This window comes from Stomatobaculum sp. (genome assembly GCF_057248925.1).
The window spans coordinates 14,170-37,535 of record NZ_DBHIHF010000022.1 but is presented as its reverse complement, the minus strand read 5'-3'; the positions used below and the strand labels follow the sequence as shown (position 1 = coordinate 37,535).

The following is a 23,366-nucleotide window of genomic DNA, read 5'->3' as shown; positions in this document are numbered from 1 at the left end:
GGCAGCAGCACCGGTCGCGGCTCCGGCAGCAGCACCGGTCGCGGCTTCGGCTCCGGCCGCTGCACCGAGCGGCGCAGCGGGCAGCATCACGGTCGAATCCCCGATGCCGGGCAAGATTTTGAGCGTCGAGAAAAAGGTCGGTGACAGCGTTGAGGCAGGTCAGACCATCATGATTCTTGAGGCAATGAAGATGGAGAACGAGATTGTTGCTCCGGAGGCAGGTACCATTGCGAGCATCAATGTGAGTGTCAATCAGTCCGTCGAGGCAGGCGAGGTGCTGGCAACTTTGAATTAAGCGGGCGGTGCCGTCCGGCACCCCAAAGAGGAGAGAAAATAAGATGGCGTATTTAACCAATACATTCAGCAATCTTATCCATCAGTCCGCATTTTTCTCCATCACATTCGGAAACCTCATCATGATTGCAGTGGCGCTTTTATTCCTCTATCTTGCTATCGCGAGAGGATTTGAGCCATTACTCCTTGTTCCGATTGCGTTCGGTATGCTTCTGGTGAATATTTATCCTGATATTATGCTGGATCCGGCGAAGTCTGCTGACGGCAGCGGCGGACTTCTGCACTACTTCTACCAGCTCGATGAGTGGGGAATTCTTCCGCCGCTCATCTTTATGGGCGTCGGCGCGATGACGGACTTTGGCCCGTTGATTGCGAATCCCATGAGCTTTTTGCTCGGCGCAGCGGCGCAGTTCGGTATCTATGCAGCATATCTGCTGGCTGTTCTGCTCGGCTTTAACGGCAAGGCGGCAGCCGCAATTTCGATTATCGGCGGTGCAGACGGCCCCACCTCCATTTTCCTCGCAAACAAGATGGGGCAGAGCGAGTATCTCGGTGCAATCGCAGTGGCAGCGTACTCTTACATGTCACTGGTTCCGATTATTCAGCCGCCGATCATGCGTTTGCTGACGACAGAAAAGGAGCGCAAAGTCCGTATGGCACAGCTCCGTCCGGTCTCGAAGCTCGAAAAGATTCTCTTTCCGATTGTCGTCACTGTGATTGTGAGCTTGATACTCCCAACAACTGCGCCGTTAATCGGTATGCTGATGCTTGGCAATCTGTTCCGTGAGTCCGGCGTCGTGAGACAGCTGACGGATACGGCAAGCAATGCATTGATGTATATCGTAGTCATTTTGCTGGGTACTTCGGTCGGCGCAACGACCAGTGCAGAGGCCTTCCTGAAGGCGGATACACTGAAGATTGTCTTCCTCGGATTGGTCGCATTTGCCTTCGGTACCGCAGCCGGCGTTTTGCTCGGTAAGCTGATGTGTAAGCTGACCGGCGGCAAGGTGAATCCGCTGATCGGTTCGGCCGGTGTTTCGGCGGTGCCGATGTCCGCGCGCGTCTCCCAGAAGGTCGGCGCCGAGGCAGATCCGACCAACTTCCTGCTGATGCATGCAATGGGGCCGAATGTAGCGGGTGTCATCGGTACGGCAGTGGCAGCCGGAACCTTCATGGCTATCTTCGGTGTGAAATGAGCGCAGCATGAAACTATCTTTCGCGTGAGACAAGCGCAAGGAGAATATAGATGAATAACGAGAAGAAAAAACCGGTTCAAATTTGTGAGACCGTGCTTCGCGACGCGCACCAGTCCCTCTTTGCAACCAGAATGACGACAGAGGAGATGCTGCCCATCATCGACAAGATGGATGAGATTGGCTATCGCTCGGTTGAATGCTGGGGCGGAGCGACCTTTGATTCCTGCCTTCGTTTCCTGCACGAGGATCCGTGGCAGAGACTGCGTCTCTTGAAGCAGGGTTTCAAGAAGACCAAGCTGCAAATGCTGTTCCGCGGCCAGAACATCCTGGGCTATAACCACTACGCGGACGATGTTGTCGAGTATTTTGTTCAGAAGTCCGTGGCGAACGGTATTGACATTCTCCGCATTTTTGACTGCCTGAACGACCTTCGCAATCTGGAAACGGCTGTCAATGCCTGCAAGAAAGAGGGCGCGGAAGCACAGATTGCGCTGTCTTATACCCTCGGAGATGCCTATACGCTTGAGTACTGGGTGGGGCTGGCAAAGCGCATCGAGGAGATGGGAGCCGATTCCATCTGCATCAAGGATATGTCCGGTCTCTTGACGCCGTATGAGGCTTATGACCTTGTGAAGGCGCTCAAGGAGTCGACCAAGCTCCCGATTGACATCCACACGCACTACACCTCCGGTGTGGCATCCATGACTTTGCTCAAAGCGATTGAGGCGGGTGCCGATATCATTGACACGGCAATCTCGCCGCTTGCGCTCGGAACCAGCCAGCCTGCGACGGAAGTCATGGTACAGACTTTAAAGGGTACGCCCTATGACACCGGACTCAATATCGAGAAGCTCTCTGAGATTGCGAAGTATTTCACTAAGATTCGTGAAAAGTACATCGCAAACGGCCTGCTTAGCCCGAAGTTGCTCGGTGTCAACATCAACACACTGCGCTATCAGGTGCCGGGCGGCATGCTCAGCAACCTCTTAAAGCAGCTCACCGAAGCACATAAAGAGGACTTGCTCCCGGATGTGCTTGAAGAAGTGGCGCGCGTTCGCAAGGATTTCGGCGAGCCGCCGCTGGTTACGCCGTCCTCTCAGATTGTCGGTACACAGGCGGTCATGAATGTTCTCATGCACCAGCGCTATAAGATGGTTCCGAAGGAGTCCAGAAAGCTTGTGATGGGTGAGTTCGGACAGTCCGTACGTCCGGTGAATCCGGAGATTCAGAAGCAGATTATCGGTGATGAGAAGCCGATTACCTGCCGTCCGGCAGATTTGATTCCGCCGCAGCTTCCGAAGTTTGAGGAAGAGGTCGGACCGTGGAAGCAGCAGGAAGAGGATGTTCTTTCGTATGCACTGTTCCCGCAGGTCGCACTTGATTTCTTCAAGTATCGGCAGGCACAGCAGAGCGGTGTGGACATGAACAAGGCAGATACGGCTAACGGCGTTTATCCGGTCTGATCGGAGCTATGAAAACGACTGCCGCACTGGAGTGTTTTCTTCGGGGCGGCAGTTTTCTGTATTTCTCGGGGAATGAGAGAGAGGAATGAAGCGCAGTGAAGGGAAAGAGAGCAAGGCGAATCGCGCAAGCCGGGATTTTGATTTTGAGTCTTTTGACGCCGTTTTTACCCATACAGGCGTCACAGTGTTTTGCGGCACAGAAGAGCGATGCACAATTTGAGCAACAGCTTGCGGCGGAAGGGTTTCCGGAGTCCTACAAAGATAAACTGAGAGAACTTCACGCAAAATACCCAAACTGGGTATTTAAAGCACAGAAGACAGGGCTCAGCTGGCAAGAAGTTGTGCGGGAAGAGAGCAAGATAGGTAGAAACCTGGTACATACAACAAGCAAAGACAGCTGGAAGTCGAGAGACAGTGTGGCTTATAATGCGGCGACCAATAGCTGGAAGGGATTTGATACAAGTGCCTGGGTTGCTGCAAACTCAAATATCATCAGCTATTACATGGATCCCAGAAACTTTCTGGACAGTCGCTATATTTTTCAGTTTCAAACCCAGGGGTATGAACCGGATAGCCAGAATGAAGAGGGTGTTCGTATGCTCGCGGCTAACACCTTTTTAAGCGGTAGCGGCGGCACCGGCTTGTTGCCTGCGCAGTCGACTGACAGCAGTGTAACCAAGGCGGCCAATATAGCTGCTTCCGATTCCGGAAATAACACAGGGACGACAGCTTCCGGCGGCGGAAGCACACAGGTTGCAAGTGCGAAAGGGAAGAGTCCGAGCGCTGTGACTTGGACCGCACCCGGCACACCGAGAGACAGCAAAAAAGCAGAGGTCGGGGCGGCACCGCTTTCGGCGGAAGAACAACAGCGCAAAGCAAAAGAGAATGCCACACAACCGGCTACCGTGACACGCGGCGAAACAGGGAGTGCCAAAAAAGAGAAGGCCATCGGTATTCTTGCGGGAGCGCCGCATGACAAGCTGGTCAAACCGGAAGACACTGCTTCGGCCGACGAAGAATCTACGGAGGAGCAGTCTGTAACTGCAGCAGCGGAAGCTACAGATAGCACAGAGCTTCAAGCCGACGCCACAGAGACAGATGGCGCAACAGAAGCAGAGACAGCAGCGGAAGCGGAGTCCGCGGTGACCGGAGAGACAACGGAAGTCGACCTGTCTGCCGAGAAGCCGGGCGCCGCAGAAACGGAGGATGCATTTGAAGCCGCAGAAGTCGCAGCTCCCGGCGAGAGTACAGACGAAGCACCTGCGGCCGTGGAAGATGTTGCGCCTTATCAGCTCTTGGAAGATGGGGACGAAAATCAGCAGTTCGAGGGCGATGTGCAGGCGGTCATCCGCCGTAGCGCAACCGGTGCTACCGCCAATACAGGTAAGACGGACAACCGCAACAGCGGAACCCTGTCCGGCGATGGCAGCGGATCGAATCCGAGCGGCGTGGATTACATCACAACGATTATGACGGCTGCAAGCAGTTCGGGTGTGAATCCGTATGTCCTGACGGCAATGCTGATTCAGGAACAGGGAAGAACCGGCGGCAGCGGTCTGATCAGCGGAAAGAACCCGAAATTCCCGGGATTCTATAATTACTTTAATGCGCAGGCCTTCCAAGACGGAGATAAGACGCCGACCGAGCGCGGCCTCTGGTGGGCAAGTCAGGTGGATGCGACCTACGGGAAACCTTGGGATACGCCGGAAAAGGCCATCATCGGCGGTGCGAAATATTACGGTGACAATTATCTGAAGAGCGGTCAGGATACGTTCTATCTGAAGAAATTTAATGTCACGGCAAAAGGGCGTTACGAGCACCAGTATATGACCAATGTGCAGGCGGCAGCGGAGGAAGGAAGAAAGCTCGGAGAAGCTTATACGGAAGCACTCAAGCAGAAAAAGCACACCTTTCGGATTCCGGTCTATACGGACATGCCGGAGAGTGCTGCGGCACTGCCGAATTAATCGAACTCTTATACCCGGAAGCATCTGTAAAAACAGATGCTTCCGGGTATTTTGGGATGAGTCGTTTGTAACAATTTTCTGCTGATAGATGTATAGGCGATTCACATGATACTGAATCGCTGTTTCCGTGACACAGCAAGTTTTTCCGTTCGTCATCCTTGAGTGATAGGACAAAAAAGTTGGTGAAAAGTGCTTCAAACCCTTGATATACAAGGCTTTTCTCTGCGTACATTTTCCTTGAAAAAGTATCATTGGAGGAAAACTTCAGGTAGCATGTTATCTGCCCTTCTTGTGGCGGGCCTTGTATGAAATACGGGAAGATGAGGAACGTAACCCATGTATGGGAACCCTACAGAAATATTGAGCGGACATGCAGGGGTAGCTTGTATAAAATCAGTAGCTTGTGCTAGAATAATACAGATTATATTTCCCGGTGAGCGGGACGGAAAGAGAGGCAAGCACAGAATGAAGCGAAGAAGCGTGACACGGGGAGTTCTTTGTGGCACAACGGCCGCGCTGTTCAGCGCAATGTTACAACTGAGCGCCTTTGCCCTGAGCGCAAACATTCAGTTTTCTGACCCGAGCGCCAAGGTTGGCGAAGAATTTACTGTCTCCATGCATGTGCAGGGTGACAGTGCGATTTCCAATACGGACATTGTTCTCAGCTATGACAGCGAAAAGATGGAGTTTGTCAGCGGAGACAGTGCAAGCGGCAGCGGCGGTGAGCTAACGGTCAAGAACAGCGGCACTGAGGGGCAGTCCGACGTCTACTACAGCCTTCGGTTTAAAGCGTTAAAGGACGGTTCGGCAGCGGTACAGGTGAAAAGTGCCAAGTTGGCGGACAGCAGCCAAGAGGCAACCATCGCGCATCAGGGGAGCGCGGCAATCACCATTGCCGCGGCCGATGCGGCGGCGGGAAGCAGTGCGGCCGAAACCGCGGCGGCGCCGACGGAAGCAACCGGACCGCTCAGCAATCTGAGTCTGAATCCGGGCACTTTGACGCCGGCATTCAGTGCAGGCAATACGACTTACACCGCGGTAGTCGGAGAAGAAGTCACACGCATTGCGGTCAATGCGGTGCCGGCTGCAGAGGGAACGAAGGTCAATGTGACCGGAAACGAGAACTTAAAGCTCGGCGAAAACAAGATTGAGGTCAATGTGCTCGGCAGCGATAACAGTGCGCTTGGTACCTATACGATTGTTGTGACCAAACAGCAGGGTACAACACCGGAAACAGCGCCGATTGAAGACAGCACACATGTGACCATCGGAACAACAAGTTATACCATTGCAGACAGCTTTGATCAGGCTTTGCTTCCGGCGGGCTATGAAAGTGAGAGCTTTATCTACGGAGATCGGACGGTGCAGGCAGGCAAAGGACCGGACGAGCATCTGCATCTCATTTATCTGCTCGCAGACGGCGGAAGCGGAAATCTTTATTTTTATGATGACACGAGCAGAACCTGGTCACCTTATGTACAAGTCGGCGCGACAGCCAAAGCAGTGTCGGTTGTTCCGCTGTCGGAGGGCGTTGCGGTTCCGGAGGGGCTTCTGGTCAAACAAGTCACACTGAACGGAAAAACCGTTGACGGCTACATCGGTCAGAAGGATCAGGGACAGAATTATTGCGTGTTTTACGGCATGAACAGTAAAGGGGAGAAGGGATTTTATCGCTTCGACTTGCAGGAGAAAACATTACAGCGCTATTTTCCGGGCGACGGTGCGGGACAGAGTACTGCGGAGCAGCTGCGGGCGCAGTACAAGGTTTCGCACCGTAAGATCGTAGGACTCACCTGTGCGCTGGTACTCGCAATCGGGGCGGCTATCTATGCGTTTCTTCGCGGTGCACGTCGAAAGTCGCCGGAACTTGCCGAGCGAGAGCGGCGGAGAGCCGAGCGAAAGGCTGCGCGCGAGGCAGAAGAATTGCTGCAGCGTCAGGAACAGGAAGCCCTGCGGAAGACAACTTCCGAAGAAGTCGAGAGCCATACGGAAGAGGTACTCGCAGGCGCAGCGGAACAGGTAACGGAAGCCGAGGAGCCTTCTCCGCAGCAACCGGAAGAAATTGTGCTGGCAGATGATCAGGTCGCAGTGGTTCCGCCGGAAGATACGGCTGCCGATTCTGCGGCGGACGATCTCGGTGCTACGCGGGTGTTGTCTCAGCTTGATATGAGCGAACATGTGAGAGAGACGCTGGAAGAAGCGAGAAATACGGCAGATGCTATCACAGCGCAGGCACAGGCGGTCAACGGGAAAAAGAACACAGCCGGAGATGAAGTGTTTGAGGATATCGATCTCTAATCTCTCGACGAAGGGCGGGCAGGTTGCAAAAGAGCAGCTTGCACCGCTCTTTTTCTCGGCATGGTTCCGATTGACGGCATCGGAATGCTGTTATATAATCAGTGTAACAGTTTGAGCAGAGAGGTGTGGATATGAAATTATGTATTGATTTTAACAGCGATGAAGCTTTTTATATCCAGCTGATCAACCAGATTATTCTTGGCATCGCGATGGAGCAGTTCCGCGAAGGAGATTCCCTCCCCTCCGTGCGTCAGATGGCAGATTTGGTCGGCATCAACATGCATACCGTCAACAAAGCGTATACGATTTTGCGCCAAGAGGGCTTCATCAAACTGGATCGGCGGAGAGGTGCCGTCATCTCCATCGATGTGGACAAACTGCGTGTGATTGAGGAGATGAAACGGGAACTTTCCGTATGCCTGGCGCGCGGTATTTGTAACGGTGTGAGCCGCAGTGAGGCCCACCAACTGGTAGACGGTTTGTACGACGCTTTCAGTAAGTGTGAAGCGGAGGAGTGAGTCATGTTATGTGAGCGTTGCAAGAAGAGAGAGGCGACCATTCTGTACCGGGAATTCGGGATGAATGGAGAAAGAACAGAGCTTCATCTCTGTGAGTCCTGTGCGCGGAAGATGAATATCGGCGGAGATTTTGGCGATTCCGATGATACTTTGTCATTGGGCGTTATGCTGTCTGCTATTTTCACGGGGCAGAGCGAAGAGCGGAAAACAGACTATGACAGAGTGGTCTGCCCGGATTGTAAGACCCGCTATTCCGATTTTGTGAGAGATTCTCGCTTCGGCTGTCCGACCTGCTACGAGGTTTTTGATGTGCTCATGCGGGATAATATCAAGCAGTTACAGGGATCTGACATACACAAGGGCAAGCATCCCAAATACGGCTTGCGCATACGCCCGACCGCGGAGGCGCAGGATATGGCGGTCAACGAAGGCAGTGAAAAGGAGGCTTCCGTCTCTCCGGTCACTTCACCGGAAGTAGAGCGCCGCATTCAAATCCGCGGATTGCGCGTCAAGCTGAATGCGGCTATCCGGGCGGAAGATTATACAAAGGCCGCGGAAATCCGGGATCAGATTCGGCTTCTGGAAAAGGAGGACACGGATGCTTAAATGGTATGAGCAGGTCCGGATGGAGTCCGGAAAGTACTTTGTTTCAAACCGTATCCGACTTGCACGCAACTGGGCCGAGTATCATTTTCCGCGTCGTCTTCGCAATGAGGAAGCAAATGAGATGGTACAGCGCATGCGAGATGCACTGCAGGAACTTGCAATGCAGCAGCATGAAAATGTGAATGACTGCCTTCTGACAGAAATCTCCGAGATACGTCGTATGGCGATGCGGGAGCGCCGTGTTTTAAGCGCAAGTATACTGGAACGAAAAGCGCCGGTTGCACTGTTTTTATCGGAGAGCGAGAGTTTATCTCTGGTTTTGAACGGTGACGATCACATTCGTCTGCAACTCATGAGTCCGAACCTTCACATGAAAGAACTCTATGAGAACATCGACCGACTGGACGACTATATGAATCGTCAGTTTGAGTATGCTTTTGACCCGCATTATGGGTATTTAACCTCTTTTCCGACCAATGTCGGAACCGGAATGCGCGCCAATATTGTGTTGCATTTGCCGATGCTATCCCAGAGTAAGCAGTTTTCCAAGGTTCTTGAGTCAATGGGACAGATTGGCATCAACATCCGCGGCGTCTACGGAGACGGAAAAGAAAATCACGGCGATCTTTTTGACCTCAGCAATGCGCGGACACTCGGCGTATCGGAAGAAGAAATTATGGCGCTCGTTCAGAAAACGGCAATGCGCCTAAACAATGAAGAAGAGAAGATTAGAGTCCATTCGATAGAAAGGCACAGACTTGCACGCGTCGACAGTATGTTCCGCGCCTACGGTTTTCTGAAATATGCGAGACGCGTCACCATCCGGGAGGCACTGCACAATCTCTCTGCCGTGATGGCAGGAATCACCGACGGCTTGGCAAAAACCGAACAGGATATCAGCATTTACTCGCTGTATCTGGGAGTGCAGCCTTCCAATCTGATTGCGGCGGAAAAGGGACCGGTTGACCGCGAACAGATTGATGTGCTCCGTGCAAATTATTTGAGAAGAGTATTACCCGAGTTGCTCGAGCGTTGAGACTGCGCAAACAGGCAACAGGAAGGAGTTTTTATGGCAGATTATTTTTCCGAACAGGCGCAGGAAGCGTTGGAGTATGCGCACCGCGCAGCTGAGGAACTGCACAACAGCTACATCGGAACCGAGCATTTGCTTCTCGGCCTGGTTCGCCAGGGAAGCGGTGTTGCAGGACAGGTATTGATCGCAAATGAGGCGACAGAAAAGCGCGTTCTCAAACTGATGGATAAGATGCTCGCCTCTGTGGAGCGCGTCAAACTTGCGGAAGAGCCGAAATATACGCCGATGTCGCGCCGAGTGCTGGAATACAGCAAGGCGGCCGCAGAGCGCTTCCAGGCACCGCAGGTCGGCACCGAGCACATTCTCCTCGCTATTTTGAAAGAGAAGAATTGTGTTGCGAGCAAATTGCTCTATACGATGGGGGTCAACATTCAGAAACTCTATGTGGATTTGATGCATGCCATGGGTGAGAAACACGCGCCGGAAGATATGCCGCAGCAAACACAGGGCAGCGGCGTCGTGAGCGGATCCGCACAGCCGACACCGACCTTGGATCAGTATTCGCGCGACCTCACGGAATTTGCGCGCCAGGGCAAACTGGATCCGGTGATCGGACGAAGCACTGAGATGCAACGTGTCATGCAGATTCTGAGCCGCAGAACGAAGAACAACCCCTGCCTGATCGGAGAGCCGGGCGTCGGAAAGACAGCGGTTGTCGAGGGACTTGCCCAGTTGATTGTAAGCGGCGAAGTGCCGGAAACCTTGGCGGACAAACGCCTTGTGACCCTGGATCTCTCGGGGATGATTGCGGGATCCAAGTATCGCGGCGAGTTCGAAGAGCGCATCAAAAAGGTCCTGCAGGAAGTGATGCAGGCCGGAAACGTATTGCTCTTTATCGATGAGATTCACACCATCATCGGCGCCGGTTCGGCAGAGGGCACCATGGATGCCAGCAACATTCTGAAGCCGTCTCTGGCGCGCGGCGAGTTGCAGCTGATTGGCGCAACGACCATTGAGGAATACCGAAAACATATTGAGAAGGATGCCGCTCTGGAGCGCAGATTCCAGCCGATTACAGTGGACGAACCCTCGGAAGATGAATCCGTTCGGATTCTGGAAGGGTTGCGGCCTCGCTACGAAGCGCACCATAAGGTCAGCATCACAGATACGGCAATCAAGGAGGCGGTACAGCTCTCGGCACGCTATATTTCCGACCGTTTCCTGCCGGACAAAGCAATCGATCTCATTGACGAGGCGGCGTCCCGCCTTCGTCTTGCGGATTATGCGGAACCTGCTGAAATCAAAAAGCTCTCGGAAGAAATCACCAAACTCGAAAGTCAGAAGGAAGAGGCGGTTCGCGCCGAGGAATTTGAGCGTGCCGGTCAGTTAAAAAAGAAGCAGGAGAAGAAAGAAGAGAAAATCGCCAAGATTAAGGAAGAGTGGATTCAGGCGAGACGAGATAAAAAGCTCGTGGTCGGTGAAAACGAAGTTGCCGATGTGGTCTCACTCTGGACCAGAATTCCGGTCAAGAAACTGACCGAGGAGGAGAATGAGCGCTTGAAGAAGCTGGAGTCTGTGCTTCACGAGCGTGTCATTGGGCAGGATGAGGCAGTGAGTGCGGTATCCCGCGCTATCCGGCGCGGACGGGTCGGCCTGAAGGACCCACACCGCCCGATCGGTTCCTTCCTTTTCCTCGGCCCGACCGGTGTCGGTAAGACCGAACTCTCCAAGGCGCTGGCGGAAGCTATGTTCGGCACGGAACAGGCCCTCATTCGGGTTGATATGAGTGAATACATGGAAAAACACTCCGTCTCGAAAATTGTCGGTTCGCCGCCCGGCTACGTCGGCTATGAGGAAGGCGGCCAGCTCTCGGAGAAGGTGAGAAGAAATCCCTACTCGGTGATTCTGTTCGATGAAATCGAAAAAGCACATCCTGATGTCTTCAATATTTTGTTGCAGGTGCTGGATGACGGTCATATCACGGATTCACAGGGCAGAAAGATTGATTTCAAGAACACAGTTCTGATTATGACGAGCAACGCAGGGGCATCTCGCATTGTTTCGCCAAAGACCCTGGGATTTGCGGCGCGTGAAAACAAAGAGACCGACTATAAGAACATGAAAGATGGCGTAATGGATGAAGTTCGCCGTCTCTTTAAGCCGGAATTTTTGAATCGCATCGATGAGATTGTCGTATTCCATCAGTTGGACCGCGACAATATGAAGCAGATTGTGGATATTTTACTCAGAAATGTTGAAAAGCGCGGCGAGAACCAGATGGAAATCAAACTGTCATTTGACGATACCGCACGGGAGTTCTTGATTGAAAAAGGCTATGATCCGAAGTACGGCGCACGTCCGCTCAGAAGAGCCATTCAGAATGAGCTCGAAGACAAGCTCGCAGAGGCTATGCTGGATGACCAGGTGAAAGCGGGAGATGAGGTGCTCGTGACCTGCCCGACCGTGGCGGAGGGCGAGAAAGCAGGCCTTGTCTTTACGACAAAACGAAAGACAAGGCGCAAGTCTTCCGCAAGGAAGGAGCAGGTGAACGATTGAAGCGAAGCACAGCTTACTTTTGTACGGAATGCGGTTACGAATCGCCAAAGTGGGCGGGGCAGTGCCCCGCCTGTAAGGCGTGGAATACTTTGGTAGAAGAGCCGACAGCGCCGAAAGAAAAGCTGCGTGCCAAATCACAGGCCGCACACGCCGTCAACTTAAAGCCGGTGGATCTTCGCGAAATCGATGCAACAGCGGAGTGTCGGATTGACACGGGGTTTTCGGAATTAAATCGTGTACTCGGCGGCGGCACCGTAGAGGGCTCTCTGGTTCTTATCGGCGGTGATCCCGGCATCGGTAAATCGACCATTCTCCTGCAGGTTTGCAGAAACTTTGCGGTACTCGGCAAAAGGGTGCTCTATATTTCCGGTGAGGAATCGCTTAGGCAGATCAAACTTCGGGCGGAACGTCTCCGTGCTCTGGAAGGTGATCTCCGTTTTCTCAGCGAGACGAACCTGGATTCCATCCGTGAAGTCCTGCTTCGTGAAAAACCGGATATTGCAATCATTGACTCCATTCAAACCATGTACTGTGACGATATCAGTGCGGCGCCGGGATCGGTGAGCCAGGTCAGAGAATCTACGAACGCTTTGATGCAACTCGCGAAGGGGAGCGGAATTGCGATTTTTATTGTCGGACACGTGACAAAAGAAGGACAGGTAGCGGGGCCCAGAGTATTAGAGCATATGGTGGATACCGTTTTATACTTTGAGGGCGAAAAGAGTTCTTCCTACCGGATTCTGCGCGCGGTCAAGAATCGCTTTGGATCGACAAACGAAATTGGTGTCTTCGAAATGACGGAGCGCGGACTAGAGGAGGTAAAAAATCCTTCTGCCTATATGCTGGAGGGACGGCCACTCGGTGCGAGCGGCGCTGTTGTCGCCTGCTCGCTGGAGGGAAGCCGCCCCATTTTGCTGGAAGTCCAGGCGCTTGTGACAGAGAGCGCATTCGGTATGCCGCGCCGCACAGCGGCGGGAATCGATTATAATCGCGTGAATCTCCTGATGGCGGTACTGGAGAAGCGCTGTCGCTTGCCGCTGTCGCGCTACGATGCTTATGTAAATATAGCGGGAGGTATGCGGATGAATGAACCGGCCGTGGATTTAGCGGCCGTCATTGCGATGATTTCTTCCTTCCGGGACAAAGCGGTAGCGGCAGATACCGTGATCTTCGGAGAGGTCGGGCTATCTGGCGAGGTGAGAGCGGTCCCGCTCGCGGAGTATCGTGTCCGTGAGGCGGCAAAGCTTGGATTTACCCACTGTATTCTGCCCAAGTCTAATGCGGAAAAGTGTCGCGGCGTCGGAGACATTGCTTGCTGCGGTGTCTCCAGCATTCAGGAAGCTATGCACTTGCTTTTTTGAACAGATTTTATTCGAAAATGCTTGACGCAGAGAAACAGACCGGCTATAATAGCTTCTGTGCTTAAGAGTATGCTCTTGGACACAGAGGAATAGTTCAGTGGTAGAACGTTGGTCTCCAAAACCGAAGACGGGAGTTCGAGCCTCTCTTCCTCTGCGCAAAAGCGACAGGCAGTTATGTCTGTCGCTTTTTTGTTGTTTGTGAAGCAATATACGCATATTTTGCGTCATAATACGCGGCTGTCAGTATGGTTTCGTGATTTTAACAATACTAGATAAGAAAGTCAGTGACGAATCTGAAAAAATATATGAAAAAGCTTGAAATTATAGGCGTAAAAGAGTAATATTGCCAAGTCTATGCAAACGGCAGCGGAATTAGAATCCAAACACGCCAGATATTTTGACGCCATATTTTTGCAACAAATTCTTAAAAAAGCGGCGCCTGTCTTGCAAAGCAAAAATGCGAATGACATACTACTCCCGCATCCTGCATCTTGTCGAAGTATTGAGGTACGAGAAAGGGACTATGAGAGAAGATATCAAAGTATGGGTTCAAAATCATTTGGAACAGCATCGCCGCACCCTGGCTTTATCTTGCTTGGTCGGCGTCTTTCTGGTTTTGCCCTTTGGCGTGCGCAAACTCTGCGAAACGTCGGAACGTGACATCCGGAAACGGGCGGAAGAGGAGGCTCGACGCGCAACATCGGCTGTTCAAATAATCACTCCGGACAGCGAGACACCGAGCGCGTCGGCGATTCTGCTCAGCGCAGTTACCACCGGTTGGAAACAGGATCAGGCCGGATGGGTTTATCTCAATGCAGCGGGTGAACGAGAGAAAGGAAAGTGGATTCTCGGAGCCGATCACCGCTATTATTATCTGAATGCCGCAGGTATCATGGAATACGGTGAGTTTCTCCAGCTCGGAAGTTCACGCTATCACCTGGAGCAGGACGGTGCAATGAGCATAGGGCGCTTTTATCAGGGAGATCGGGAATACTATGCTGCGCCGGACGGCGCACTATACCGGGATACTTGGGTTCAGGAAGGTGCGAATTGGTGCTATGTCGATGCAGCCGGTCGTATCTTAAAGGACCGCATGACGCCGGATTCTTACTATGTGGATGCAAACGGCTATCTGGTGGCGGCACCCGGTTCTCGTTTCGAGGGCTTCACCTATGAAAACGACGGCGCACATCAGCTCTATCTGAATCTTGGGACAGCGGATGTGATCCGGAGCTATCTAAAGGCGCGCGGATGGACCGAGAGTTCCGTTGCAGGTCTACTCGGTAATTTCCAACAGGAGAGCGGCATTAATCCTGCGCTGGAGGAAGCCGGAACGCACTACGGATATGGCCTCGGACAATGGAGCTTTGACCGCCGTGAACGTCTGGAAGCATATTGTCGCGACCACGGGAAGCCTTATGATGATTTAATCACGCAGCTTGAGTTTCTGCTGCAGGAGCCCGGAGAGCACGAATTCGTGTCTCGCTATGCAAAAACCAACTGGAGTTCCCCGGCCGCTGCCGCTATTGAATGGGGCATACGCTGGGAGCGCTATAATCTTTCGGATCTTTCTATGAGTCATGTGCGTATTCCGTATGCCGAGGCCTACTATGCGCACTATGTGCACGGCGTATCGTTCCTGGTTTCAAATACAAAGTACGAAGAGCCGAAGACGCTGATGGCAGTGGCGAGCGCGGCGAATGCCGAGGTGAATACCGAAGCGGTGAGAACAGAGACGGATGTTCCGGCAAATGCGGAAGAAACGCAGATGTCCGAGGGCGAAACAGCTGTAGAGAGCACCACTGCGGCAACGCAGAGTTCCGGGGTAAAAGCGACGCCGCGCGGCGGTTCCGGCAGTATTATCCGAAAGGCAAAAGAAGTCACAGCATTCGAATCGGAAGAGGACCGGGGACCGGGCGTCGAGACAGCAGAGGAAACTGCCGCGGCTTCGGAAGAGAGTACACAATAACCTCAGAGTTCACAAGGTGTTCATAATTTTTTGCTTGCATTGAGAAATACTGTGTGCTATTATGCACCCAATCTTAGGAAACGTTCCTAGGATTACTTGATAGGAGGTTGGGAATGCAAGAGAAACGCATCAAGTTAAACTCGGTTGCGGATATCAAGATGTTTGTCAGAGCTGCTGAAAACTGCTCTTTTGAGATTGATGTCTGTTACAACCATGTTTGTGTTGACGGCAAGTCCTTCCTGGGTCTTATGGGAATGGATCTGAATCAGATATTACGTGTACAATATGACAGTGAAGGCGAGAATGCAGAATTTGAAAAGGTTCTTGCAAAATTTGCAGCTCAGACACACGACGCGGCATAAGTACGGAAAAGAGGAGAAGCGCGAGTTTCTCCTCTTTTTTCGTTGACATGTGTTCTATGTGTAGTATAATAGATGCAAAAGTAAAGGCGGGTGATACAAATGGAAAACAAACAGGGAAGTTTATCGATTCACAGTGACAACCTTTTTCCGATTATTAAAAAGTGGCTCTATTCCGATCATGACATTTTTGTGAGAGAGCTGGTCTCAAACGGCTGTGATGCCGTAACCAAATTAAAGAAGCTTGCACTGATGGGAGAGTACCGGACACCGGAGAATGAGACCTATCAGATTCAGGTGGAAGTGAGCCCGAAGGAGAAGCGTATCTGTTTCCTTGACAACGGTGTTGGCATGAGTGCCGAAGAAGTGGAGAAGTATATCAACCAGATTGCTTTTTCGGGCGCACAGGATTTTATCGAGACTTACAAAGACAAGGCAACAGAAGATCAAATCATCGGACATTTCGGTCTCGGATTTTATTCCGCGTTCATGGTTGCCGACCGTGTGGTGATTGAGACCAAGTCTTATCGCGAGAACGAAACAGCGGTGCACTGGGAGTCCGACGGCGGTACCGAGTATCGGATGTCGAACGGTACCCGAAAGGAACACGGGACTGCGATTACCCTTTATCTTGCGGAGGAAAGTCAGGAGTTTGCCTCCGAAGCGCGTCTTCGGGAAGTGCTCGAGAAGTATTGCGGTTTTATGCCCGTTCCGATTTATCTGACCGATGTCGATGCGGCTCCCGAAACTGAATTGATTGACCCGGCAGACCGGCGAGAGGACGATGTGGTCCTCGAGACCATTGTCGAAGAAGCTAAGACAGAGGAAAAAACAGGAGAAGACGGAAACAAAGAGATTGTCGAAGTCTCTCCGGCGCGGGAACAGCTGAAAATTCAGAAGAGACCGCAACCGATCAACGACACCAATCCGCTCTGGAGAAAACACCCGAACGAGGTGAGCAAAGAGGAGTATGAAGCATTTTACCGCAAGGTGTTTCAGGATTATCGGGAGCCACTTTTCTGGATTCATCTGAATATGGACTATCCGTTCCGGCTCCAGGGCATTTTGTACTTCCCGCACATTGACCTCGAATATGAGGCTGCCGAGGGGAAAATCAAGCTTTACAACAATCAGGTCTTTATCGCGGACAATATCAAAGAGGTTATTCCGGAGTTCCTGTTGCTTTTAAAGGGAGTTATCGACTGCCCGGATTTGCCCCTCAATGTATCGCGCTCCGCCCTTCAGAACGACGGCTTTGTGAAGAAAATCAGTGCTTACATCACAAAAAAGGTCGCAGAAAAACTGACCGGTATGTGTAAGACCGAGCGAGAGAGCTATGAAAAGTATTGGGACGACATTGCACCGTTTGTACAGTACGGCTGTCTGAAGGACGAAAAATTCGAGGAGAAGGTGAAGGATGCGGTGCTCTTCAAAAATCTCGAGAAGAAATATCTGACTCTGGAAGATTGTCTCAAGGAAAATGAGGCGCGTTTCCCGAACCGTATTTTCTATGTGACGGATGAAAAGCAGCAGAGAAGCTACATTGATCTTTTCAAGAGCCAAAATATAGACGCGGTTATTTTTCCGCATGCCATTGATATGCCGTTTATTCAGAGCCTGGAAGCAAAAAATAAAGATTTAAAATTCCTTCGAATCGATGCGGATTTAAACGAGGCACTGTGTGAGAAAGAAGAGGCTGCGGATGAGGCGAAGGAAACCAGAGAAAAAGCGCTTGTTTCCGCGGTGCAGAAAGCCATCGGTGAGACAACTCTGCAAGTGAAGCTGGAGAGCTTTAAGAATGCCGAAGTTGCGGCGATGCTCACCCTCTCAGAGGAATCCAGACGTATGCAGGATATGATGCGGCAGTACGGTATGTCTGACAGTGACGGCATGTTCGGAACAGCAGGGCGGACACTGGTGTTAAACCGCAAGCATCCGTTGGTACAGTACCTTCAGGAACAGGTTGTGGTACGCGACGGTAACAAAGCCGAAGCCGCCGGAAATGAGACATCGGGCGAAAGCGGAGAAGCGAACGGGAATGGCGAGCGTAAGGCCAAGATCAAGGGGCTCACGAAGCAGCTCTGCGAACAGCTCTATGACCTTGCCTGCATTCAGCAAGGCAGCTTAAGCCCGGATCGTATGAATGCGTTTATCGCGCGCAGCAATACGCTGATGGAGGAACTTACAAAATAAACGTTTGCTTTTTCTTGCGTTTCAGACGCAAACGTGTTACAGTTTACAATGTACACAGGTAAATGACAGAAGTGTGGGCCGAGCGGTCCACACTTTTTATGTCATACTGAAAAAGGAGGTCTTCTTTGGGCAAGCGCGAGAGCTATGTAGAGCGTACGGAGAATTTTCTCGCAGAACTACAACGTGAGAAACAATTTGAAGTGGTGGACGTCGATTATGTGAGGGAGGCGGGCACATGGTATTTGCGCATTCTCTGTGATATGCCGGGCGGTATCGGCATTGAAGACTGCGCAGAAATCAGCCGCGCGGTTTCCGCCTGGCTGGACAGAGAAGACTTTATTCCGGATGAGTATATTCTGGAAGTGAGCTCTCCGGGCCTTTCTAGGAGTCTGAAGAAAGAAAAAGACCTTGTGCGAGAGCAGGGAAAGGACGTGGAGTTGAAGCTCTTCAAGCCGTTGAACGGTCAGAAAGAGTTTTCGGGTGTGCTGCTCGGACATACGGCAGAAACTGTCACACTGCAGTCGGAAGAAGGAGAAAGAACCTTTCAGCGCAGCGAGATTGCCGGCATACGACTTGCGCCCAAATTTTAAAGAGCAAATTCGGAGGACACGACAAAGATCATGAGAAAAACAAGTAAAGAGCCGGTAGAGAGTAGCAATGAGCTGAAAGAGGCGATTGAACTCCTTGAAAAGGAGAAGAATATCAGCAAAGACTCACTGCTGGAGGCGATTCAGAACTCTCTGCTCAGTGCCTGCAAGAATAATTACGGGACTTCCGACAATGTGGAAGTTTATATCGACAGAGACAGCTGCCGTTATCGCGTAATCCAGAAAAAAATCGTAGTGGAGGAGTTGCCTTCCAAGGTACGGGCGGATGAAAAACCGCTGTATATCTCCCTCGCCGATGCCAAGATGATCGATCCGCATTACGAGGTCGATGATGTGGTCCCGGTTGAAATTAAATCGAAGGAGTTTGGCCGCATCGCGACCGGTATCGCAAAGAATGTGATTCTGCAAAAGATTCGCGAAGAAGAGCGGAAGGTCATCTATAACGATTACTTTGAAAAAGAGCATAATCTGGTGACCGGTATTGTGCAGCGGCTGAATGTCAACGGCAACGGCATTTCTATCAGCCTCGGAAAATGCGATACCGTGTTGCCGGAGTCGGAGCAGGTGAAGGGCGAGGTATTCCATCCGACCGACTACATTAAACTCTATGTGGTCGAAGTCAAGGACACGCCGAAGGGACCCCGCATTGCGGTTTCGAGAACTCATCCGGATCTGGTGCGCTGCCTCTTTGAACAGGAGGTCAGTGAGGTCAAAGACGGTACCGTCGAGATCAAGGCAATTGCCCGCGAGGCGGGTTCCAGAACCAAGATGGCGGTCTACTCAAACGATGAAAACGTGGATCCGGTCGGCGCCTGCGTCGGCGTGAACTATGCACGTGTCAGCGCGGTCGTCGATGAATTACACGGCGAAAAGATAGATATCATCAAGTGGGACAATGATCCGGCACTTCTGATTGAAAATGCACTGAGCCCGGCAAAGGTCATTCTGGTGCTTGCGGATGAAGAAGATAAAGAGGCGATTGTCATCGTCCCCGATTATCAGCTTTCGCTGGCAATCGGCAAAGAAGGCCAGAATGTACGCCTCGCAGCGAAGCTGACCGGCTATAAAATCGATATCAAGTCAGAGACGCAGGCGAGAGAAGAGGGCCTCTTCGAGGAGTACGGCATTGACTACCAGGCGGGAGATGCCGGAAACAGTGCCGAGGAGCAGCCCGGTGAGGAGGAGGCCTGACGCGTGAAGCAGGAGACGATGCGCAGCTGCATCGGCTGCGGCGCGAAAAAGCCCAAGAAGGAGTTGATTCGGATTGTACGGGAACCGGATGGCAGCATTCATCCGGATGCAAGCGGTCGCAAGAACGGCAGGGGAGCTTACCTTTGTCGGGACAACGCCTGCCTGCAGCGTTGCCGTAAAACCAACGGATTGAACCGCGCCTTTCACGAGCAGGTCACAAGCAGTGTATATGCAGCGTTGGAAAAGGAGTTCACAGAGCTGAATGATGGACCATGTGAATCAGACTGAGCTGTTAAAAACAAAGGTGTTGCGATCCCTCGGCATGGCACAGCGCGCGGGCAGGCTCGCGAGCGGTGAGTTCATGACAGAAAAGGAAATACAGTCTTTTCGAGCGACGCTGGTCATCGTCGCGGAGGACGCATCGGAACAGACCAAAAAGAAGTTTCGCAATAAATGCGAGTTCTATGAAATCCCCTTTGTTTGTTTCTCAACCATGGGGGAACTCGGAAAAGCTATCGGAAAAGAGCAGCGGGCTTCGCTGGCACTCTTGGACGAGGGCTTTACCAAAGCAGTTCTGACAAAGTTGGAACAGATCGGAGGAATGCAGCATGAGAATTAACGATCTGTCAAAAGAAATCGGTAAGAGCAACCGGGAGCTGTTGTCGTTCTTGGAAAAACATGGGAGGAAAGCAGCCCCCATGTCCAATGTGACGGCGGAAGAAGCTGACCTGATTCGAGATTATTTCAAGCCGAAAAATACGGAGGCATCGAGAGTGGATAAAAGCAAGACACAGCAGGATGGGGCAGAGAGAGCAGAAATGCAGGGAGAACAGCCCAAGAAGAAAAAGAAGTTCACGGCCGTTTTCCGACCGGAAAACGCACAGCAGATTCGCGTGAAGAATAGCGGCAGCGAGGGCGCAAAGCCGCAGGAAAAGGCAGCGACCGAAAAGACTGCGGAGAAGTCGAAGGAGACTGTCGAGAAAAAGCCCGAGACTGCGGCACCGCAGAAAAAGCCGGCAGATTCCCGGCCGCCGATTAAAACGGCAGTTTCCAGTCGCCTTCCGCAGGGAAGAAGTGCGGAAGAGACCAGACTCGCGATTCAAAGCCGTTTAAATGCGCTGGGCAACAGCGGTCCGCGTAACGGCGGCCAGCAGCGCCAGGGTGGTTACGGCAACCGGAACGGCCAGGGTAACGGCTACGGCAACCGGAACGGCCAGGGTGGTTACGGCAATCGAAGCGGCCAGGGCAACGGTTACGGCAACCGAAATGGACAGGGTAACGGCTACGGCAACCGAAACGGCCAGAGCGGCGGTTACGGCAATCGCAACGGCCAGGGCAGCGGTCCCCGTACCGGCCAGAGCGGCTTCAGTGCGCGACCGGGTCAGGGGAACGGCAGCTACGGCAATCGCGGCGGTTCACAGGGCGCTGCGGCATCCGGTGACAGCGCACTGGTAAAGAAGACAGTCTCCAGCAGACCGAATAAGAATAACTTCAAAGATAAGAATGACAAGCGCCATAAGACCGAAGACGGCTTTAAGTCCGGCGGCAGAAACGGAAAGGCGACGCGTCATCCGTTCATCATGCCGGAGAAACCGAAGGTCGAGAAGGTAGAAGAGGAAATCAAGGAGCTGATTCTTCCGGACACGCTGACCATCGGAGAGCTTGCGAAGATGATGAAACGTCCGGCCTCCGATCTCATCAAAAAGCTCTTTGCGAAGGGTGAAATGTATACGATGAACTCGGAAATCTCATATGAGAAGGCCGAGGAAATCGCGCTTGAATACGATATTCTCTGCACGAGAGAAGAAAAGGTCGATGTCATTGAGGAGCTGCTCCGTGAGGAAAATGAGAATCCCGAGGACATGGTTCCCCGTCCGCCGGTCGTCGTTGTCATGGGTCACGTCGATCACGGTAAAACTTCTCTGCTTGATGCAATCCGCAAGACTTCGGTCACAAGCCGTGAGGCAGGCGGCATTACGCAGCACATCGGTGCTTACCAGGTCAAGGCACACGACAGATTGATTACCTTCCTCGACACGCCGGGCCACGAAGCTTTCACGGCAATGCGTATGCGCGGTGCCGAAGCGACGGATATCGCGGTTCTTGTGGTTGCAGCGGACGATGGCGTGATGCCGCAGACCATCGAGGCAATTAACCACGCGAAGGCGGCAAATGTAGAAATCATCGTTGCTATCAACAAGATTGATAAGCCGGATGCCAACATCGACCGCGTCAAGCAGGAGCTTATGCAGTATGAGCTGGTCGCGGAGGATTGGGGCGGCAGTACGATTATCTGCCCGATTTCCGCAAAGACCCACGAAGGCATCGATAACCTTCTCGATATGATTCTTCTCACGGCAGACGTGAAGGAACTGAAGGCAAATCCGAACCGCAACGCGAGAGGTCTGGTGATCGAGGCACAGCTCGACAAGGGCAAGGGACCGGTTGCCACGATTCTGGTGCAGAAGGGCACCCTGCATGTCGGCGACTACGTTGCGGCAGGTGCCTGCTCCGGTAAGGTGCGCGCCATGCTGAATGACAGAGGTATGCGCGTCAAGGAGGCAAAGCCCTCTACGCCGGTTGAGATTCAGGGTCTGAACGCCGTTCCGAACGCCGGCGAAATCATGGTTGCCATGGACACGGATAAAGAGGCAAAAGATTTCGCGGCGACCTTTATCTCCGAAGGTAAGAATAAGCTCATCGAGGAAACTAAGGCGAAACTCTCACTGGACGATGTCTTCGGTCAGATCAAGGCCGGTGAAATGAAGGAACTGCCGATTATTGTGAAGGCAGATGTACAGGGCTCGGTTGAAGCTGTCAAGCAGTCGCTCTCCAAGCTCTCCAACGACGAGGTACAGGTCAAGGTCATTCACAGCGGCGTCGGTACGATTTCCGAATCGGATGTGGCGCTCGCAAGCGCAAGCAATGCAATTATCATCGGCTTCAATGTGCGCCCGGATGCGACGGCAAAGTCGACCGCCGAGCACGAGCAGGTAGACCTTCGCCTCTACAAGGTCATCTATCAGGCAATCGATGATGTGGAGCGCGCCCTGAACGGCATGCTCGCACCGGTCTACGAGGAGAGAGTCATCGGACACGCAGAGGTTCGTGCTATCTTCAAGGCTTCCGGAGTCGGTACGATTGCCGGATCCTACGTTCTCGACGGTAAGATTCAGCGCGGCTGCAAAGCCCGCATCACAAGAGGCAAAGATCAGATCTTTGACGGCGAGCTTGCATCGCTGAAGCGCTTCAAGGATGATGTCAAGGAAGTCGCGGCAGGCTACGAGTGCGGTCTTGTCTTCGAGAAGTTCAACGATCTCGCAGAGGGCGATCAGGTCGAGGCATATGCGATGGTCGAAGTGCCGAGGGAAAAAGCATGAAAAAAGGCAGTATCAAAAACACAAGAATCAACGCTGAGGTGAGAAAGGAGATCCAGAATGTCGTGATGAACGGCATTAAGGATCCCCGTATCTCGGCGATGACCACTGTGACCGATGCACGCGTCACAGCGGATTTACGCTATTGTACTGTTTATGTGAGCGTGCTTGGCAGCGAACAGGAAGCGGCAGATACGCTCGCCGGATTAAAGAGCGCCGCAGGTTTCATCCGCAGTGAGCTCGCCCACAGTGTAAATCTCCGCATTACACCGGAACTCAAATTTGTTCTGGACGAATCCATGGCTTACGGCGCACATATCGACAAGGTGCTGGAGGACTTGCATCTCTCTGAGCAGGCGGAGACAGAAGAGGATTAA

At 52.4% G+C, this 23,366-nt stretch carries 19 protein-coding genes and 1 tRNA gene; all 20 read left to right on the top strand.

Annotation, left to right across the window (positions count from 1 at the left end):
• A partial coding sequence (locus tag ACO4XG_RS08670; protein WP_485129680.1) for an acyl-CoA carboxylase biotin carboxyl carrier protein subunit occupies window positions 1–295 on the top strand: 295 nt, incomplete at its 5' end.
• 43 nt (window positions 296–338) lie between these two features.
• Window positions 339–1,490 carry a sodium ion-translocating decarboxylase subunit beta gene (locus ACO4XG_RS08665; protein WP_308507991.1) on the top strand — a complete coding sequence of 384 codons (1,152 nt, stop codon included), beginning with the start codon at window positions 339–341 and terminating at the stop codon, window positions 1,488–1,490.
• Between the two features lie 50 nt (window positions 1,491–1,540).
• Window positions 1,541–2,953, top strand: a complete 1,413-nt coding sequence (locus ACO4XG_RS08660) for an oxaloacetate decarboxylase subunit alpha (protein WP_308507990.1) — start codon at window positions 1,541–1,543, stop codon at window positions 2,951–2,953.
• Between the two features lie 95 nt (window positions 2,954–3,048).
• Complete coding sequence (locus ACO4XG_RS08655; RefSeq protein WP_308507989.1) at window positions 3,049–4,920, top strand: hypothetical protein; 1,872 nt, start codon at window positions 3,049–3,051, stop codon at window positions 4,918–4,920.
• 465 nt (window positions 4,921–5,385) lie between these two features.
• The gene (locus ACO4XG_RS08650) at window positions 5,386–7,218 is read left to right on the top strand and encodes a cadherin-like beta sandwich domain-containing protein (protein ID WP_308507988.1); all 1,833 of its coding nucleotides are present in this window, start codon (window positions 5,386–5,388) and stop codon (window positions 7,216–7,218) included.
• Window positions 7,219–7,349: 131 nt separating this feature from the next.
• A complete protein-coding gene (locus tag ACO4XG_RS08645; protein WP_308507987.1) occupies window positions 7,350–7,736 on the top strand; it encodes a GntR family transcriptional regulator in 387 nt (128 codons plus the stop codon).
• 3 nt (window positions 7,737–7,739) lie between these two features.
• The gene (locus ACO4XG_RS08640; protein WP_308507986.1) at window positions 7,740–8,342 is read left to right on the top strand and encodes a UvrB/UvrC motif-containing protein; all 603 of its coding nucleotides are present in this window, start codon (window positions 7,740–7,742) and stop codon (window positions 8,340–8,342) included.
• On the top strand, window positions 8,335–9,378 hold the full coding sequence (locus ACO4XG_RS08635; RefSeq protein ID WP_308507985.1) for an ATP--guanido phosphotransferase: 1,044 nt from the start codon (window positions 8,335–8,337) through the stop codon (window positions 9,376–9,378). Before ACO4XG_RS08640 ends, ACO4XG_RS08635 begins: the two co-directional genes overlap by 8 nt.
• Before the next feature lie 33 nt (window positions 9,379–9,411).
• Entirely contained in the window at window positions 9,412–11,931 is a 2,520-nt protein-coding gene (locus ACO4XG_RS08630; RefSeq protein ID WP_308507984.1) for an ATP-dependent Clp protease ATP-binding subunit, read from the top strand.
• On the top strand, window positions 11,928–13,292 hold the full coding sequence (radA, locus tag ACO4XG_RS08625; protein WP_308507983.1) for a DNA repair protein RadA: 1,365 nt from the start codon (window positions 11,928–11,930) through the stop codon (window positions 13,290–13,292). The genes ACO4XG_RS08630 and radA overlap by 4 nt, the downstream gene beginning before the upstream one ends.
• Window positions 13,293–13,375: 83 nt before the next feature.
• Window positions 13,376–13,446, top strand: a tRNA-Trp gene (locus ACO4XG_RS08620).
• 369 nt (window positions 13,447–13,815) lie between these two features.
• Window positions 13,816–15,261: a phage tail tip lysozyme gene (locus tag ACO4XG_RS08615; RefSeq protein WP_308507982.1), complete on the top strand. Its 1,446-nt coding sequence runs from the start codon at window positions 13,816–13,818 to the stop codon at window positions 15,259–15,261.
• Between the two features lie 113 nt (window positions 15,262–15,374).
• Window positions 15,375–15,623: an HPr family phosphocarrier protein gene (locus ACO4XG_RS08610; RefSeq protein ID WP_308507981.1), complete on the top strand. Its 249-nt coding sequence runs from the start codon at window positions 15,375–15,377 to the stop codon at window positions 15,621–15,623.
• Between the two features lie 99 nt (window positions 15,624–15,722).
• A complete protein-coding gene (htpG, locus tag ACO4XG_RS08605; protein ID WP_308507980.1) occupies window positions 15,723–17,813 on the top strand; it encodes a molecular chaperone HtpG in 2,091 nt (696 codons plus the stop codon).
• Window positions 17,814–17,938: 125 nt separating this feature from the next.
• Window positions 17,939–18,403 carry a ribosome maturation factor RimP gene (locus ACO4XG_RS08600; RefSeq protein ID WP_308507979.1) on the top strand — a complete coding sequence of 155 codons (465 nt, stop codon included), beginning with the start codon at window positions 17,939–17,941 and terminating at the stop codon, window positions 18,401–18,403.
• 30 nt (window positions 18,404–18,433) lie between these two features.
• Complete coding sequence (gene nusA, locus ACO4XG_RS08595; protein WP_308507978.1) at window positions 18,434–19,612, top strand: transcription termination factor NusA; 1,179 nt, start codon at window positions 18,434–18,436, stop codon at window positions 19,610–19,612.
• A 3-nt stretch (window positions 19,613–19,615) separates the two neighbouring features.
• Window positions 19,616–19,900 carry an RNase P modulator RnpM gene (gene rnpM / locus ACO4XG_RS08590; RefSeq protein ID WP_308507977.1) on the top strand — a complete coding sequence of 95 codons (285 nt, stop codon included), beginning with the start codon at window positions 19,616–19,618 and terminating at the stop codon, window positions 19,898–19,900.
• Window positions 19,875–20,231, top strand: a complete 357-nt coding sequence (locus tag ACO4XG_RS08585) for a L7Ae/L30e/S12e/Gadd45 family ribosomal protein (RefSeq protein ID WP_009532074.1) — start codon at window positions 19,875–19,877, stop codon at window positions 20,229–20,231. The genes rnpM and ACO4XG_RS08585 overlap by 26 nt, the downstream gene beginning before the upstream one ends.
• The gene (infB, locus tag ACO4XG_RS08580) at window positions 20,221–22,992 is read left to right on the top strand and encodes a translation initiation factor IF-2 (protein ID WP_308507976.1); all 2,772 of its coding nucleotides are present in this window, start codon (window positions 20,221–20,223) and stop codon (window positions 22,990–22,992) included. The genes ACO4XG_RS08585 and infB overlap by 11 nt, the downstream gene beginning before the upstream one ends.
• Window positions 22,989–23,366, top strand: a complete 378-nt coding sequence (gene rbfA, locus ACO4XG_RS08575) for a 30S ribosome-binding factor RbfA (protein ID WP_009532076.1) — start codon at window positions 22,989–22,991, stop codon at window positions 23,364–23,366. Before infB ends, rbfA begins: the two co-directional genes overlap by 4 nt.

Bases quoted from the DNA above. Each gene is read 5' to 3' on its own strand.
- ACO4XG_RS08640 (WP_308507986.1), top strand. From the start codon at position 7,740: ATGTTATGTGAGCGTTGCAAGAAGAGAGAGGCGACCATTCTGTACCGG.
- rbfA (WP_009532076.1), top strand. From the start codon at position 22,989: ATGAAAAAAGGCAGTATCAAAAACACAAGAATCAACGCTGAGGTGAGA.
- ACO4XG_RS08665 (WP_308507991.1), top strand. From the start codon at position 339: ATGGCGTATTTAACCAATACATTCAGCAATCTTATCCATCAGTCCGCA.
- ACO4XG_RS08630 (WP_308507984.1), top strand. From the start codon at position 9,412: ATGGCAGATTATTTTTCCGAACAGGCGCAGGAAGCGTTGGAGTATGCG.
- ACO4XG_RS08660 (WP_308507990.1), top strand. From the start codon at position 1,541: ATGAATAACGAGAAGAAAAAACCGGTTCAAATTTGTGAGACCGTGCTT.
- infB (WP_308507976.1), top strand. From the start codon at position 20,221: ATGAGAATTAACGATCTGTCAAAAGAAATCGGTAAGAGCAACCGGGAG.
- ACO4XG_RS08650 (WP_308507988.1), top strand. From the start codon at position 5,386: ATGAAGCGAAGAAGCGTGACACGGGGAGTTCTTTGTGGCACAACGGCC.
- ACO4XG_RS08645 (WP_308507987.1), top strand. From the start codon at position 7,350: ATGAAATTATGTATTGATTTTAACAGCGATGAAGCTTTTTATATCCAG.
- ACO4XG_RS08615 (WP_308507982.1), top strand. From the start codon at position 13,816: ATGAGAGAAGATATCAAAGTATGGGTTCAAAATCATTTGGAACAGCAT.
- ACO4XG_RS08635 (WP_308507985.1), top strand. From the start codon at position 8,335: ATGCTTAAATGGTATGAGCAGGTCCGGATGGAGTCCGGAAAGTACTTT.
- htpG (WP_308507980.1), top strand. From the start codon at position 15,723: ATGGAAAACAAACAGGGAAGTTTATCGATTCACAGTGACAACCTTTTT.
- nusA (WP_308507978.1), top strand. From the start codon at position 18,434: ATGAGAAAAACAAGTAAAGAGCCGGTAGAGAGTAGCAATGAGCTGAAA.
- ACO4XG_RS08610 (WP_308507981.1), top strand. From the start codon at position 15,375: ATGCAAGAGAAACGCATCAAGTTAAACTCGGTTGCGGATATCAAGATG.
- ACO4XG_RS08585 (WP_009532074.1), top strand. From the start codon at position 19,875: ATGATGGACCATGTGAATCAGACTGAGCTGTTAAAAACAAAGGTGTTG.